Origin of the sequence: Agrobacterium sp. LR_9 (assembly GCF_041954855.1) — a bacterium.
Lineage (GTDB): Bacteria > Pseudomonadota > Alphaproteobacteria > Rhizobiales > Rhizobiaceae > Agrobacterium > Agrobacterium leguminum.
Window position 1 is genome coordinate 86,489 of sequence record NZ_JAVAYA010000012.1, and the last position, 15,358, is coordinate 101,846.

Below are 15,358 nucleotides of genomic sequence, written 5' to 3' on the forward strand. Positions count from 1 at the left end.
GATCTGCAACGCTCCCGGCGCATCGAAGGCTTGCTGCGCCTCCCAACTGTCGTCGTGTTTGCCCCTATTTACGTTTGTTGGAAACAAGCCGATAGGACCGTCGAAATAACAAAAGAATTTGGATTGACAGCGAGAATGGCAATCAATGCAGGCAACAGAGCGGATGTCGCGACAACTCTGATCTGACGGGTCGACAGGTCCCGAGAGGGAACCAGTTGATCGAGATACTCGGTCATCCATCGTGTCTCCCTGAGTCGACGACCTCGATGCCATCACAAGCTTGCTGGATGGCTTACAACGTAAGAGCTAAAGGAAATCGGGGGGGGCGAGAAATTGCTTATTTAAATCCGTCATATTTACCTGCTAAATACCCCGGTACAGTCGTTCGGAAGAATCCTTCGTCCACTCTACTAGTCACGTACGTTGTACCCGCTCGGGCCAACCGCTTCACCTCGGAGCCAAGTGCAGGACCCGTGGTTAGGCATGACGTGCACTCCAAGAGATTTTGCCGGTTAGAATTGGAATTTCCACTTATGATCCTGTTGGGAAGAAGGGGAGAATCCAATGAAAGCGTCCAAGTCTTCGGAACACCAGATCGCACTTGTTTTGAAGCAGGCAGAGGTTGGAACGCCAATCTGTGAGGTGTGCCGCAAGGCGGGCATTTCGGATGCTACGTTTTACAATTGGCGCAAAAAAGCCGGTCTAACGCCCTCGGAGATGAAGCGACTGCGGCAGCTCGAGGAGGAGAATGCCACGCTGAAGCGGATCGTGGCGGAAGTGTCGCTGGACAAGGCCACGCTGCGGGATGTGCACTCAAAAAAGCTTTGAGGCCTGCCCGCAGGCGCAAGCTTGCCGACGACGTGGGTACGCATCGGCTACAGGCGTGTGCATATCCTTATCAAGCGTGAAGGCTGGCCCGTAAACCCGAAGCGAATCTACGTCTTTACAATGAGACGGATCTCTAGCTCCGCAACAAGGTTCCCGAGCGCCAATAATTGCCTCGAGCCCCAGCAGATATCCTTAAAATTGCGGTCAAGAAACCGGTTGGCCAGCAACTGAACCGCAAAATCGACGAGAAGTAAGCCGAGAAACCAACGTAGCCAACCCTACGACCGGTTGAAACGGCTTGAACCGGAAAAACGACGTCTGTTGGCAAGAGGGTGAAGCCAGGAATTGGAGGACGAGGCTCGCTGGCGGAAAAGACCGTGCCCCGCGTGATAGCCAGCGATAAGTGCTCCGGACACCGCCAAGAATGTTTGCGGAGGACGAGACATCAAGAGCTTCTTTGCCAGAACCGATACCGATGGACTTGCCATCTCCGCCAGTCCCAGACGACCGTGTTTAGCGACATTCGATTTTCGACCATTCTCATTTTGGAGTCACTTTCTGCCCTTATCCTCTGACACCAGATAAGTTTGCCTATGAGAAAAGCGAGTTACGATTCATTCGTAACGTTTGTGGATTGCGCAAAGCGCGTCTCAGCTCACCGCCGTGGATCGCGATTTCTATTGTCAGAATTTCAGTTGTCGTCAGGTGCGCTCTGTTGGAGTCCGGTCAGCAAGGTCTTAATGAACAGTCCCCCGTCGCCGGAAAGTGTGAATTGCCCTTTCCGCAACGCCCATTCGGTAATGAGACCGCCAATAGCGGCAAACACCATGGAGGCAGCTTTCTCTGGTGTCCAAGGTCTGAGCATGCCGGGATTGTGCTCGATCACACTGAAGATTCGCACGAACAATTCGTGCATCTCTTCAGGGAAGGTATTTTGTCCACCCTCATCCTTCTCCGCTAGCGCGATATCAAGCCTCATCATCACGCGAATCAGACCGCGCTGGCGGGGGTCACGCTCGAGAAGTTTGAAGGTGTCGGTTATGATGTCGCCAAGTTTTTCGATGGAGGCGGAACCGCGACCTTCGGAAAGTTCGTCGGCAAACTGCCGAAATGGTTCCTGCGCCTCGTTTCTGAGCGCAAGCAAAAGTCCGTGCTTGTTCTTAAAATGCCAGTGGATCGCGCCTCGGGTAACCCCCGAAAGAGCAGCAATTTCCTCAAGACTGACATTATCATAGCCCTTGTCCAGAAACAGGGTCTCCGCCGCCTGCAAAATCTGCCGCCCCGTTTCCGCCGCCTGCTCCTTTGTTCTCCTCACGTCTCTCAACTCCCACGACTGAATATCACTGTTGCTTTCTACTCAAACCAGTTGGACAAAAGCAAACTTCGCTTGAGATCAAAAGCGCACCGCAACCACGTCCGGCAGGATGATCTAACGCTCCGCCACACCTCCAGTGGCGGAGCACCACACGTCACTCAGGCGCTCCTTGGTTTCGCCGTTTTTGCAGCTCTGCGACCTGATACGCTCGAAACCAGAACAAAAAACACCGGTACGAAAACAATCGCCAGCAAAGTCCCCGTCACCGTTCCGAAGAAGGTGGCAAAGCCGATTGACTGACGTGCGCCAGCGCCGGCGCCCGTCGATATGACCAGCGGAATGACACCGAGACCAAACGCAAGCGACGTCATCAGGATGGGCCGGAAGCGAAGTTTCGCCGCCTGGCAAACCGCCTCGAATGCGCTTTCGCCAAGCTGCGCCATTCGCTCTCGCGCAAATTCGACAATCATGATGCCGTTCTTGCCCGTTAGACCGACCACGGTCAGAAGCCCCACCTGGAAATAGACGCCATTCGACTGCCCGCCGATCCATGCGCCCAGAAGTGCGCCGAGGATACCGACCGGCATGGCCAGAAGAACCGCAACCGGAATGGACCAGCTTTCATAGAGCGCGGCAAGGCAAAGGAACATGGTTGCCAATGCGAGCCCGTAGAGAGGAAGGGCACCTGCACCGGCATCCTTTTCTTCGAGCGACATTCCCGTCCATTGCAGGCTGAAGCCCGCCGGCAGTTTTGCGGCAATCGCCTCCATTTCGGCCAGCGCCTCACCCGAAGAGAAACCCGGAGCCGCCGACCCTTCCAGCGACATGGCGGGAAGAGCGTCGTAACGGTTGACCTGCTGAGGGCCGAATACCCAGTTCTGGCTGGCGATGGTCGAAAGGTCGACGAAATCGCCATTCGCATTCGGTACCCGCCAGAGAGCAAGATCCTCCGGCCCGGTGCGTGCCAAAGGCTCGCCCTGCACGTAAACGCGTTTCATGCGTCCCTCGTAAAGGAAGTCGTTCACATAGGAACTCGACCAGACCGTAGTCAGGAACGATCCGACATCCGCAGCGCTGAGGCCAACGGCCCCGGCCTTGCCCCAGTCGATATTGAGTTCGAACTGAGATGCATCCTCCACACCGTTCGGCCGGACCGCCATGAGTTTCGGGCTTTGGGCGGCCAGACCCAGCAGCATATTGCGTGCTTCCAGAAGCTGCTCGTGGCTCTGGCCGGAGCGTGCCTGCAGGAAAGCGGTAAAGCCGTTGGAATTGCCGAGTTCCGTCACCGCCGGCGGTACCAGCGGAACCACGATCGCTTCCTTGATACCGCCCATCAGAGGCCCGAAGGCACGCGCGGCAATGGCCTGGGCAGAGTTTTCCTTGCCCTTACGCTCTTCCCAGTCCTTCAGCTTGACGAACATCATGCCCATATTCTGGCCCTGACCGGCAAATGAGAAACCACGAACCGAGAAGACAGACTCGACGTTCTGGGCTTCGGCATTCATGTAGTAATTCTCCACCTTGCCCAGAACAGCCTCGGTATTTTGCGCGGTGGAACCGGGCGGTGTCTGGATGATGGTCATCAAGGTTCCCTGATCCTCGTCGGGAAGGAACGAGGTGGGTGTCTTCTGGTAGAGGAAGACCATGGCGCCAACCAGTAGCAGATAGACGAGAAACATTCGCAACGGCCTTTTTGCGGAAGCCCTTACGACATTGCCGTACCGCGTCGTTAGCCATGAGAAATTGCGCTCGAACCAGTTGCTGAAACGGCTGGCGAGGCCGGGCTTCGCATTGTGGTCATGGGCCTTCAACATGGTCGCGCATAGCGCCGGCGTGAAGATCAGGGCGACCAGCACCGAAAGCGCCATGGCCGCGACGATCGTCACCGAGAACTGCTTGTACATTTCCCCTGTTGCACCGCCGAAAAAGGCCATCGGCACGAAGACGGCGGAAACCACCATGGCGATGCCCACGAGCGCGCCCTGGATTTCTCCCATCGATTTTTTCGTGGCCGCGACGGGATCGAGATGTTCGTCGCGCATGATACGCTCGACATTTTCCACCACTACGATCGCATCATCCACCAGCAGTCCGATTGCGAGAACCATAGCAAGCATGGTGAGCGTATTGATCGAAAATCCGAGCGCCGCCATAATGCCGAAGGTTCCGAGCAGAACCACCGGCACGGCCAGCGTCGGGATCAGCGTCGCGCGAAGATTGTGCAGGAAGATCAGCATCACGAAAACGACCAGCACGATTGCTTCGATGAGCGTGTGAATGACTGCTTCGATTGAAAGCGAGACGAACGGCGTCGTGTCGTAGGGAATGACATAGCTCACGCCAGCGGGGAGGAACGCCCCGAGATCAGCCATCGTCGCCTTCACCAGTTCCGCCGTTTCAAGCGCATTGGCGCCTGATGCAAGCTGGATCGCCATGCCTGACGAAGGCTTGCCATTATAGAAGCTGGTAATTTCATAGTTTTCCGTTCCAAGCTCCGCCCGCGCCACATCGCGCAGCAGCACCAGCCCGCCATCGGTATCGGCACGGAGAACAATACGTTCGAAATCCTGCGGTGTCTTCAGGAGCGACTGGGCGGTGACGGTGGCATTGAGCTGCTGGCCTTCCGGCGCTGGCATCGCGCCAAAGGAACCGGCCGATATCTGCGCGTTTTGGGCGCTGATGGCATTGATGACGGTGGTAGGCGAGAGGCCGTAATATTTCAGCTTCTGAGGATCGAGCCAGATCCGCATCGCATATTCCGACCCGAATACTTCGACCTTGCCGACACCTTTCAGTCTCGATACCGGTTCGACCATATAGGAGTTAAGATAATCGGCGAGATCGATGGCACTTCGGGCTCCATCGTCGGAGATCAGTGCGATTACCATCAGGAAGCCAGTTGTCGATTTCTCAACCGTCACGCCCTGGCGTGTCACTTCCGATGGAAGGCTCGCTTCGGCTTGGCTGAGCTTGTTCTGGACCTGCACCTGCGCGATGTCGGGATCCGTGCCGAGATTGAAGGTGAGCGTGACTGTCGCGCGACCGGTAGAGGTCGTCGACGAGTCGATGTAGCGCAACCCGTCAAGGCCCGTCATTTCCTTCTCGATGATCTGCACCACCGTGTCCGCGACCGTCTCGGCCGATGCACCGGGATAGGTCGCGCCGATGACCACGGACGGGCCGGCGATCGAAGGATATTGCGAGATCGGCAGCCTCATGATCGACAGGACGCCAAGGCCCATGATGATGATTGCAATGACCCAGGCGAAAATGGGTCTGTCAATGAAAAACCGCGCCATGGATCAGTTACTCCCGACACGGGCAGCCTGCTGGGCCACAGGCTGTTGCTCTATTTCCACCGTGGCGCCCGGCGCCACCTTCTGGAAACCGGACGTTACGACCTGGTCTCCTGGCTTCAGACCGCTGCCGGTTACCCAGCGATTGCCGGCACTGGTGACAATCGTTACCGCACGGGGAACAATCTTGCCGCCTTCCACGATCCAGACGGAGGCGTCGCCTTTGGCGTTGCGCATCACAGCGCTTTGCGGAACGAGGACGGCGTCCTTGGTAATGGCCTGAGGCAGCTCAACTTCCACATACAGACCCGGCAGAAGCCTGTTGTCCGGGTTGGAAAATGAAATTCGAAGCGTGACCATGCCCGTTGTCGGCTCGACCCTCGGCTCGGCCGCCTTCAGGTCCCCTTTGATCGGATAGGTCTGGCCATTTGGGAGGATCATCGTTGCGACGGAGAGCGACTGGCTGCCCCCGACTCTCTTGTCGGCATTCCACCGCAAAAGATCGTTTACGGACTGGGTAACGTCGACATAGATCGTGTCGAGCGCGCGGATCGTGGTCAAAGCCGTCGTCTGCTGGGCAGCCACAAGCGCGCCGGCCGTCGTTTCCGAAAACCCAATGACGCCGGAAATAGGCGCACGAATCGTTGTTCTCTCCAGATCGATCTCGGCCGTGGTTAGTTGGGCCAGCGCCACCTGGAGCGCGGCCTGTGCTTTGTTTTTCTCGGCAATCTTATTATCTCGATTCGAGGCCGAAGTGACGTTGTTGGCGAATGTTTCCTCCGCGCGCCGCGCATCGACAACGGCGAAATCGTAACTTGCTTGCGCTTGGGCGACATTGGCCTTCGCCGACTCCACCTGTGCGCGATAGGTCTCGTCCTCAATCTTGTATAGTACCTGACCGGCTTCGACCTTGGCTCCCTCATCAAACAGCCTTTCACGTATGATGCCGGAAACCTGAGGCCGTACCTCTGAAATGGTCGACGGTTTAATACGTCCCGGCAATCGCGCTGTCAGCGTGAAATCCGCCGCCGTGGCGGTTTCAACGGTGACCGTCGGGTTCGGCTGCTGCTGTGCGAGTACTCTTCCGGGATAGAGGACGCAGGATAGGATCAACGCAAAGGCCACCGTTTGCCCGCGCCGCCAATGACTTTTCTCGACCATTTTTCACCTTCGGATACTTGGTGGATGCCGGGTCAAAAACGCCCCGCAATTCAGTGTCATACATACATACATTCTGTTTGTAAATATAGTCCTGGCGTGTTTCGTAGGAGCTACAGTTTTCTCGTCTCGCCGGTGAAGCGACATATCTCTCATCGCTGGCGCTACGCATGGGGGCAGCCGGCTCTTCTCCCGATAGGTGTCATCGGCCAGCTTCAACTGAAAATGTAGCTGCTTGAGCGATGCGCCGCTTGCTTCGTCAGGCTACGGCTTGCAGCACTGGTCTCTTCCAGCATCCCGCATTCTTCCTCGTGTCCTGATAAATCTTGTGCAAAGCAATAGGGATCTACTGTAGGTACGAGGATCGTTCTTGCTCGGCCTTTGAGGCGGCGTCTCGGTTGGGTTCCTGCACTTCGGACACCATGGTGCCGACGTGAGCGCCCCCTGCGGGGTCTACAATCAAGCCTTCCGGGTCACAGAAGCCCAGCCTCGTACCAACGTCGATCGAGTTTAGGTGTGCAAGGAGCGCCGAGACCCCGCTGTCGTGAGAGTTCGATTGCGACCCCAGCCCGATGCCTGCTGCTCTTCCGGTCATGATGAAGTTGCGGCCGGAAAGGTCGATACCCGTCCAATTCTCAGGACAGACCGGATACGGCGATCGAGCAACCACGGAAGCCCTCGTCTTGAGAACGCTTCTCAACCCATGTCGTCAAGGCTCTAGAAACCGGAAAACACAATGCTCTCATCGTCGCAGAAATAGCGCCGACTCCTCTCGGTTTTGGGAGATTTCAGTGTTTGAGCGCCTAGCGTGTGCACAGATCAAGCTGCCCGTAGTCCCGGCATAAGCCATTTAACTCTTGGGTAGCCCAGCTGGCGGATGTAGCCTTAACCCGCATCCCGAACCTGATGTAAAGTTCGACGGCTCCAAGTCTCCTAGACTAGGAATACAAGCCTATCTCATGGTGGTCCAGGTTGTCTTCCGCATCTCGGCCGGGTAGGTTTTCATTTGCAATCAGCCCCTCATCTCATCACTTACCTATCTGAATGCCGAGGCGAATGGTCCCACAACAATACACCGCGCTATGGCGTTTAAATTGGGAGCTGGCACCCACCGGCGACGAAAGGTCGCCACGACGCATCAAAGAAGCCGCGAACGTTGAAACGCGCCGCCTCTCAAAGGAAAGGCGCATGACCAGATGCTTTTCAGACCTCAGTGTTGACCCGAACGTTCACGACTTTGCCTAGGCGATACTCGCTCAAGCCGCACCAGATTGTCGTTACCGCCATAAATCAACAGAATAGGCAAATTTACCTTGGGAGTGCCCTCTTCCACCTGAACCACGTTAGAAGGGCCTGTTCTGGTCACCGACCACAATAACGGTGGCAGTGCTGCACGGCAACCGTTCGAACGTGCCTGGTCCGGCAGCGCCTGGAAGCAAAGAGCCAGGAAAGCCGTATCGCGTCGGGATGGTTCCGTAAGTCCAGCGATGCCTATCCTGCATAAACCGCCAGGCGCGGAGTTGTGAGTCGGGGCTACGCTCGAATACACCTACGCGGGTCAGTTACCGGCACGCATCAACAGCCAACAAGCTACTGCGTCATCATAAGAGATGGGTACTGTACCTCAGCGTCCCTTGGTCTCGCTGTCTTTCTTGGCCTGATCGTGATGCCATTTGATGGCATAATACATACCTATACCCAGCACTATGACCTTAAATGGGAAGAAGACATAGGGAAACCAGTCTACCCAAGAACCATCAGACATTTCAGGTGTTTCCATTCTGTGTTTGGACTCGTCTATCGCGATAGCACTCATTCAAATGATCCCTGACCAACTTTATTGCAAGGTGATCATGCATGGTCTTTTTGACGCACCCGGCCCCTCGCATGCCAAGCTGTTATCACTGTTCGATCTGCACTAAGATCTCATCGAGTGGATGGCTCTGGCGACCGCATCTACTTAATCGGTTTTCACTGGCAACCAACATTCCTGGGCCTGCTGATACCCGTTTTCAACGGGCTGCGCGCTAGCGCGATCGCACCGGTTCCCGAGGCTTCGTCCTCCACCGCAGCCCGACGCGGACATCCGCCGGACGGGGAGGAACTGGCAACGCAATGCCGTCATTCGGCTGGCCATAGCCCGAGAAATGTTACTGACGTATCGCAATGGCGATCAAATCCTTCCGCAATGCGCCAACTTCTTTCGAGACGTTGCTCATACTTTGGCCTGATCACGCTGTGAGCTTCTGTCCTGAAAGGACGATTTGCATTAGCTTTAGAATGTGCCCGCACAATGTTGATCAACGTTGTCTCGCGGGCAGGACAAGCTTCTTGGCTCCCAAAAGTGCTTGTGTCCTGTCAATCTCGCGTCTGAGAAGCTCAATCACGTCGACAATGCCCTGTTCACCGCCAACAACTAGACCAAACAGGGCAGCGCGGCCGATCATGACCGCGCTCGCACCCAGGGAGATTGCCTTCACGATGTCGCTGCCGCGCCGAATGCCGCTGTCGACAAGGATCGGTGCGTTAATATTGGAAAAGCGAGGCAGAACGTCGATAGTTGCGGGCGCGATATCAAGTTGACGGCCGCCATGGTTGGAGACAACAACGGCATCAACCCCGAGGCCGACGGCGCGCTCAGCATCGTCGGGGTGTAAAAGCCCCTTTACCAGAAGACGACGGGGCCAGCGGTCACGCAGACGTTTCAAATCATCCCAATCAAAGCTAGCATCCATCTTGCGGGAGAGGAGCGCTGCCTGGGTGTTGGGATCTGTCACTGTCTCCGTGGCGAGATTAGCCATTGATGGCGCCCCATGCCGGCCGACGTTCCAAAGCCAACGCGGATGGCGGAGCACATTGGCGATTGTCTTGGGACGAATCCGGAAGGGCATCACGAACTTGTTCCGCTCGTCACGCTCCCGCTTACCGCCCATCGCAACATCCACAGTGAGAACCAGGTGGCTGAAGTCTGCCGCAAGCGCCCGGTCCACAAGCCGATCGGCGAAATCTCGGTTCATCACATAAAGCTGGAACCACAGATCGCCGTTCGATGCCCTGGCAACTTGTTCAATGGAATTATTCGAGGCCGTTGACAGCGTAAAAGGGATACCCAATCTGGAAGCAGCCCTGGCAAGCAAGATATCGCCATCGCGGCGATAAAGGCCATTCAGCCCCGTTGGTGCGATGACAATCGGCATCGGCAGGCTTTGCCCGAACCAGTCAACGCTCTGATCGCGAACGGAGACATCGTTGAGCGGCCGTGGCGTCAGTTTAATGGCTTCAAAAGCGCTGCGGTTTTCCTTTAGGGCGATCTCATCCTCCGCGCCGCCATCCAGATAGTCGAAGATAAAGCGCGGCAAACGGCGTCGCGCCTCCTGCCTGTATTCCTCAATGTTGAGAAGAGTCATCAGGGCGCTATCCGGATTTCGACGAGAGCTTGGGTCCTGTGTATCGTCACCTGTTCGATCGCGGCTGCGAGAGCTGCGTCGAGATCCTCCGCACGCTCCACCCGAGCGGTCCAGGCACGGCTCGCCTCCGCCACTTTGGTGAAGTCCGGCGTCGGCGCAAGCGAAACCAGCGGCATGGTGTTTGCTTTCGAGGCATACCCATCAGGATAGACACCGAGCACAGACTGGCGCACTGCCCCCCATTCGGAATTGTTGAGCACGAGGATCAGAAGCGGAATTTCCGCCGCTTCTGCAATCTGATGGCAGGCAACCGGGTTGGAGAACATGTAGGAACCGTCCCCCATCGTGGCCACGATCAACCTGTCTGGCTGCGCGAGCTTCATGCCGAGCGCCGCGGGGAAGCACCAACCGAGACCGCCGGAATGCGGCTCCTGAAACCAGGTGTTGGCCGAGCGCAATGTCAGTTCCTCAAGCGGCGCACCAAGCTCGGAAAGCACGGCCGCATCCTTTCCCTCGATCGCCTTGGACAGGCAGATACTGACAAACGCCTTGCTCATGACGGGACCACGGCCCGCGGCTGCTCGTTTAAGGATCATTGCGCGGCGCTGGGAGGATGCGGTTGTGACTTTGGCGCGACGGGCAGCGCGAGCTTTTTCCGTCTGCGGCAGGAAACCGGAAACTGCTCCGGCGAGTTCGATGATTGTATCGGCCGTATCGCCCACAAGTGCCAGATCGCAGGGGAAGTTGCGGACCGGAAAGCGTGTATAGAGCGGATCTTCGCCGATATGTATGACCTTGCAGCCCGGCTTCAGCGTGTGAGTGTCCGGTGACCATGGAGCTAGGCTATCGATGACCAGCACGAGATCAGCCTCGGCGAGCCAATCGGCAGGGTCGCCGCCCACGGCCATCGGATGGTCTGTCGGCGCCGCAAGCTGGATCGCCCAATATTGGCAAATCGCGATGCCCCAATCTTCGGCAAGGCGGGACAATGCCCTAAATCCTTCGGGCGACCCTGCACCACGTTGTGCGATGATCAATGGAGCTTTCGCTTCGCTGAGGAGTTTTGCAGCCGTTTCGATGTCGGCCCGCCGTGGCCCTGCACTGGCTGCGGCAATAATTGCCGGCGCCTCGAGTTGGTCCGACGGGCACGGCTCGCAGAGCACCTCTCGCGGCAGGCTTAAATAAACTGGTCCACGCGGCGTGGAATTGGCGACCGCGAAGGCACGGTCAACAATGTCCACAGCCTGTTCAGGGAATTTCAGCTCGTAGTCCCATTTAACGGTTTCGCGGATCATCGCCGCCTGGTCCCGCATTTCCTGACCCCAGCCGATCGGCACGGTTCGCGAACCGAGCCGCCCCTTCTCCACGACGGGCGTCCGTCCGGAAAAAAGCAGCATCGGAACGTGTTCGGTCGCAGCGTTGATAGCGCCGATGGCGCAATTGGCGAGACCGACATTGGTGTGTGCCATTACCGCCTGCGCACGTCGGGTCGCAAGATAATAGCCGTGTGCCATGCCCATGGCCGCATTTTCGTGGGGAATGACGATCGCCTTTGGCAAAGGAATCTGCTTGGCTGACGCTTCCGCCAACCCCTCGATGATTGGCGGGAAATCCGTGCCCGAATTGGCGAAGATGTAATCGACGCCAACTGCCTTCAGGCGCGCCAGCAGAGCGCCCCCGGCGGTGATTGTAGCAGCGTTTTTGTCCGTCATGAAGGGACTCACTTTCGTATTTTTAAAGATAGGACGGGAGCCATGTTGCCAGAATGGGAAAGGCGATCAGCAGCCCAAGGCGGATAAGGTCGGTGACGATGAACGGCGCCACACCCTTGAAAATTCGCGAGAACGTCAGTTCCGGCACGACGCTCTTGATGACGAAGACGTTCATGCCAACCGGCGGGTGGATAAGTCCGAGCTCCACCGTCATGACGATGATGACCGCAAACCAGATGGGGTCGAACCCGAGCGAGAGGATGACCGGATAGACGATCGGCACCGTCAGAATGATCATCGCCATCGCGTCCATGAGGCAACCCAGCACGAGATACATCACGAGGATAAGAGCCAGCACGCCATAGGGGCCGAGGCCAAGGCTGCCGAGAAACGCTGTTACCTTTTGCGGTGTCCCGGTGATCGTCAGGAAATAGCCGAATATCAGAGCGCCGATCAGGACCGTGAAGACCGCCGCCGCCGTGCGTGTCGCCTGCAGCAGCGAATTGAGTATCTTTTCCCTGTCGAGCCTGCGGCGCAGGACGCCAATAATGAAAGCACCGCCAGCCCCAACACCACCCGCCTCGGTGGGCGTGAAGAGACCGCCGTAAAGACCGCCGATGACGAAAAGGAAAAGAGAAAGCGGCGCCCAGATGTCCTTGATGGCATCCAGCCGTTCTCTCCACGAACTTTTGGGGGCGGAAGGCAACAGGTTGGGGCGCGCGAGGCCGATGATCACGATGGTCGTCATATACATCAGGATTGCAATGATGCCCGGGATCAGGCCTGCCATGAACAGCTTGCTGATATCCTGCTCGGTGATGATGCCGTAAACCACGAGAACAGTCGATGGCGGGAACATCGCGCCCAGCGTTCCGCCCGCGGCAATGGTGCCGGCAGCGAAGCTTTCGGGATATTTCAGCCGCCGCATCTCTGGATAGGCGACTGTCGAAAATGTGGCGGCAGTCGCGACCGACGAGCCGGAAATTGCCGCGAAACCACCGCAGGCAAGGATCGTTGCAAGCCCGAGGCCGCCCTTCAGATGGCCGATGAAGGTATTGGCGGCCCGGAAAAGTTCGCGGCTCATGCCGGAGTTGGAAACAAAGGCGCCCATCAGAAGAAACATCGGAATAACACCGAACGTATAATCCGTTACAGTGCGCATGGACGTCTGGCCAATCAGCTTCAAGGCCGGGCCAAAGCCCGCGATCACGCCGAAGCCGGTTACGCCAACAAGGCCCATCGCCATGCCAACGGGAACGCGCAACAGCATCAGTGCAAAGAGGGCAAAAAATCCGGCTACGGCTACGAAATTCTGAGTCATGGTATCACTCCACCGGATTGTCGGCGTGATCCACATTCACGCTTTGCGGATAAAACACGAGACGGAAGGTGCGCACCGCGATGAGCACAACGGCGGCGACATCGCCAAGCCAGGCGATGAGGAAGAAGGGCCACACGGGAAGCTGAAGGTCGTAGGTGAGCACGTTCTGGGCTCGGGTCTGGACCACCTTGTCGAACAGCATGATCGTCTGCACAGTCACGACAAACAGCAGCACCAGCGTCGCAAAAACATCGATCCAGCGCTTGTATTTTACGCTGGCATTTTCCCATACGAGATCGACGGTGATATGGGCGCCACGATAGCTGGTCGCGGCAATACCCCAGAAGATCAGTATGCCCAGAAACATGCGGCCGAAATCATAACCGTCCGGGATCGCATAGGAAAAAAAATAGCGAAGCATAACCGATATGAAGATATCAGCGGCCACCAGGCCGACAAAACCGGCAGCGATCCATTCTATGCCAGCGATGAAGCGGTCCATGTGGTTTTTTGGTTCCGTAATGGTGGCTGCGGGGCTTTCATGTGTTTCAGGCGTCATGGCTTCCTCCCAATTGCCGTGAGCGATGGGCCGGCCCCGCACGGGACCGGCCGTTACCACCTCAGAACGCTGAGTTGTTGTCGGTCAGATTCTTCTTCAGTTTCCCCAGAACCTCGGCTGGGTTTCCGCCCTTTGCCGTCACCTGGCTTTCCCATTTGCTCTGCAACTGGGACACTGCCTTGCGCCACGCCTCGAGCTGTTCCGATGTCAGCTCAACCACTTCGTGGCCGGACGCAGCTTTCATACGGGCATGACCGGCATTTTCGAACGTGGTCCAGGCCGAGGACAATTTGACCGCCCATTCGGTGTTGCAATGGGCATCCAGCACCTTCTTCTGATCGGCGGACGCATTGTCATAGACGTCCTTGTTCATTGACCACGTATAGGCCGTGGTATAGAGCGGGACATCGATCGAGTACTTCGTGACCTTGTCTATCCCAAACAGGAACACGGAGTTCCACGGAAAGGTAATGGCGTCGGCAATGCCGCGTTCCAGGGCGTCACGCGATTCCGGTGCAGACGCCTGCACGTTGGTCCCGCCAAGAAGCGTCACCATTTCGCCGATGGTCTGTTGCGCCGGGCGAACCTTCAATCCCTTGAAATCTTCGGGCAGGACAACTTTCTTGACCGAATGCAGGGTGCCCGGGTCGTGAACAAAGGCGAGGCAGAAATGCGTGTCCGCCATCTCCCTGGGCGCATACTCGCGATACCAGCCATCGACCGCCGCCGTTCCACCAGTGGCGTTGGCCACGGTGAACGGAAGCTGGGCGGCGTTGATGAAGGGGAAGCGACCAGGCTGGTAGCCTGGGCTGACATAACCAACATCGGCAATTCCGTCGCGCACCATGTCATAGTGGTCGAAAGCCTTGCCGAGCTGTTCAGCAGGGAAGATCGACGACGTGATCGAGCCGCCAGAATCCTTTGCGATGCTGTCTGCCCATTCCTGCGCCGATTTGACGAGCGGGTGGGTCGGCGGAACCCAAAGCGATATTTTCAAATGGATCGGATTGTCTGCCGCAACGGCCGGCAAGACCGCGCCTGCCATAAAGGATGCAATTCCCAGTGCAGCGGCCACCAGGCCACCTTTGAAAGTTCGGTTCAGCATGTCTTCCTCCCTTGCTGAAAAACGCGGGCAAGCCGCTAGCGTTTCCGGCTCCTCCTCGGAAACCGAACTGAACGGGAAACCCCGTGTATAAAGATGTCTTCCAATTATCGGCGCCCGGCAGTCAGGGCCGACTGATGCTCCGCGGCTTGGCTTTATCCCTTGCCGAACGAGCCGACGATCCTCGCCAGGATTGCGACCAGAAGGTCCTTATCCTTGCCGACGATCTCATCGAGGCGGCGGTCATGCTCCTGCGCGAAAGCATGTAGCCGCGAATACATCTCGCGCCCAGCTTTGGTAAGGCTGACGCTGTAGCTGCGCTGATCATCCGGATTTTGACGGCGTTCGATCAGGCCACGAATGGAAAGCCCCTTCAGTGTTGAAGTCAGCGTGGAGCGGTCCCGGCCGCACACCTTGCTCAATTCTGAAGGGGTCAACTCCTCATATTCGGAAAGGATCGTAAGGATCGAATACCAACCCGGCTTGAGATCCGTCTTTTCAAGCATCGCGCTGAATGCCTGAAACGACACTTCCTGGGCGACGCGCAGGTGATATCCTATGACATCCCTGAAGGCTTCAGGAATGAGAAGCTCGCTATCGCTTTGGCTCGAGCTGTCCTCGACGGATTTGGCTGATGGTCTCACAAATACTCTCCGGAAT

The 15,358-nt window shown here is 57.1% G+C and carries 10 protein-coding genes and 1 pseudogene; 1 reads left to right on the plus strand and 10 read right to left on the minus strand.

The genetic code is table 11. From position 1 onward, the window contains the following. Nucleotides 1-564 precede the first annotated feature (564 nt). A pseudogene (locus RAC79_RS15335) lies at nt 565-939 on the plus strand (transposase); the annotation flags it as partial. A 580-nt stretch (nt 940-1,519) separates the two neighbouring features. On the opposite strand, the gene RAC79_RS15340 reads toward RAC79_RS15335, so the two are convergent. The 10 genes from RAC79_RS15340 to RAC79_RS15385 all read right to left on the minus strand — a co-directional run bounded on the left by RAC79_RS15340 (nt 1,520) and on the right by RAC79_RS15385 (nt 15,342). Continuing rightward, on the minus strand, nt 1,520-2,143 hold the full coding sequence (locus tag RAC79_RS15340) for a TetR/AcrR family transcriptional regulator (protein WP_307008425.1): 624 nt from the start codon (nt 2,141-2,143) through the stop codon (nt 1,520-1,522). A gap of 158 nt (nt 2,144-2,301) precedes the next feature. Further along, complete coding sequence (locus RAC79_RS15345; protein WP_307008424.1) at nt 2,302-5,442, minus strand: efflux RND transporter permease subunit; 3,141 nt, start codon at nt 5,440-5,442, stop codon at nt 2,302-2,304. A gap of 3 nt (nt 5,443-5,445) precedes the next feature. Beyond that, complete coding sequence (locus RAC79_RS15350) at nt 5,446-6,600, minus strand: efflux RND transporter periplasmic adaptor subunit (protein WP_374997211.1); 1,155 nt, start codon at nt 6,598-6,600, stop codon at nt 5,446-5,448. 1,621 nt (nt 6,601-8,221) lie between these two features. Beyond that, nucleotides 8,222-8,413, minus strand: a complete 192-nt coding sequence (locus RAC79_RS15355; protein WP_142187820.1) for a hypothetical protein — start codon at nt 8,411-8,413, stop codon at nt 8,222-8,224. Between the two features lie 484 nt (nt 8,414-8,897). Beyond that, entirely contained in the window at nt 8,898-10,004 is a 1,107-nt protein-coding gene (locus tag RAC79_RS15360; RefSeq protein WP_374997212.1) for an alpha-hydroxy-acid oxidizing protein, read from the minus strand. Next, a complete protein-coding gene (locus RAC79_RS15365) occupies nt 10,004-11,716 on the minus strand; it encodes a thiamine pyrophosphate-requiring protein (RefSeq protein WP_374997213.1) in 1,713 nt (570 codons plus the stop codon). The genes RAC79_RS15360 and RAC79_RS15365 overlap by 1 nt, the downstream gene beginning before the upstream one ends. 22 nt (nt 11,717-11,738) lie before the next feature. Then, nucleotides 11,739-13,037 (minus strand): TRAP transporter permease, encoded by a 1,299-nt coding sequence (locus RAC79_RS15370; RefSeq protein ID WP_309762614.1) that lies wholly within the window; start codon nt 13,035-13,037, stop codon nt 11,739-11,741. Between the two features lie 4 nt (nt 13,038-13,041). Beyond that, nucleotides 13,042-13,596: a TRAP transporter small permease gene (locus RAC79_RS15375; RefSeq protein WP_307008336.1), complete on the minus strand. Its 555-nt coding sequence runs from the start codon at nt 13,594-13,596 to the stop codon at nt 13,042-13,044. 61 nt (nt 13,597-13,657) lie between these two features. Next, nucleotides 13,658-14,701: a TRAP transporter substrate-binding protein gene (locus tag RAC79_RS15380; protein ID WP_374997214.1), complete on the minus strand. Its 1,044-nt coding sequence runs from the start codon at nt 14,699-14,701 to the stop codon at nt 13,658-13,660. Nucleotides 14,702-14,853: 152 nt separating this feature from the next. Further along, entirely contained in the window at nt 14,854-15,342 is a 489-nt protein-coding gene (locus RAC79_RS15385) for a MarR family winged helix-turn-helix transcriptional regulator (RefSeq protein ID WP_374997215.1), read from the minus strand. Between the last annotated feature and the right edge of the window lie 16 nt (nt 15,343-15,358).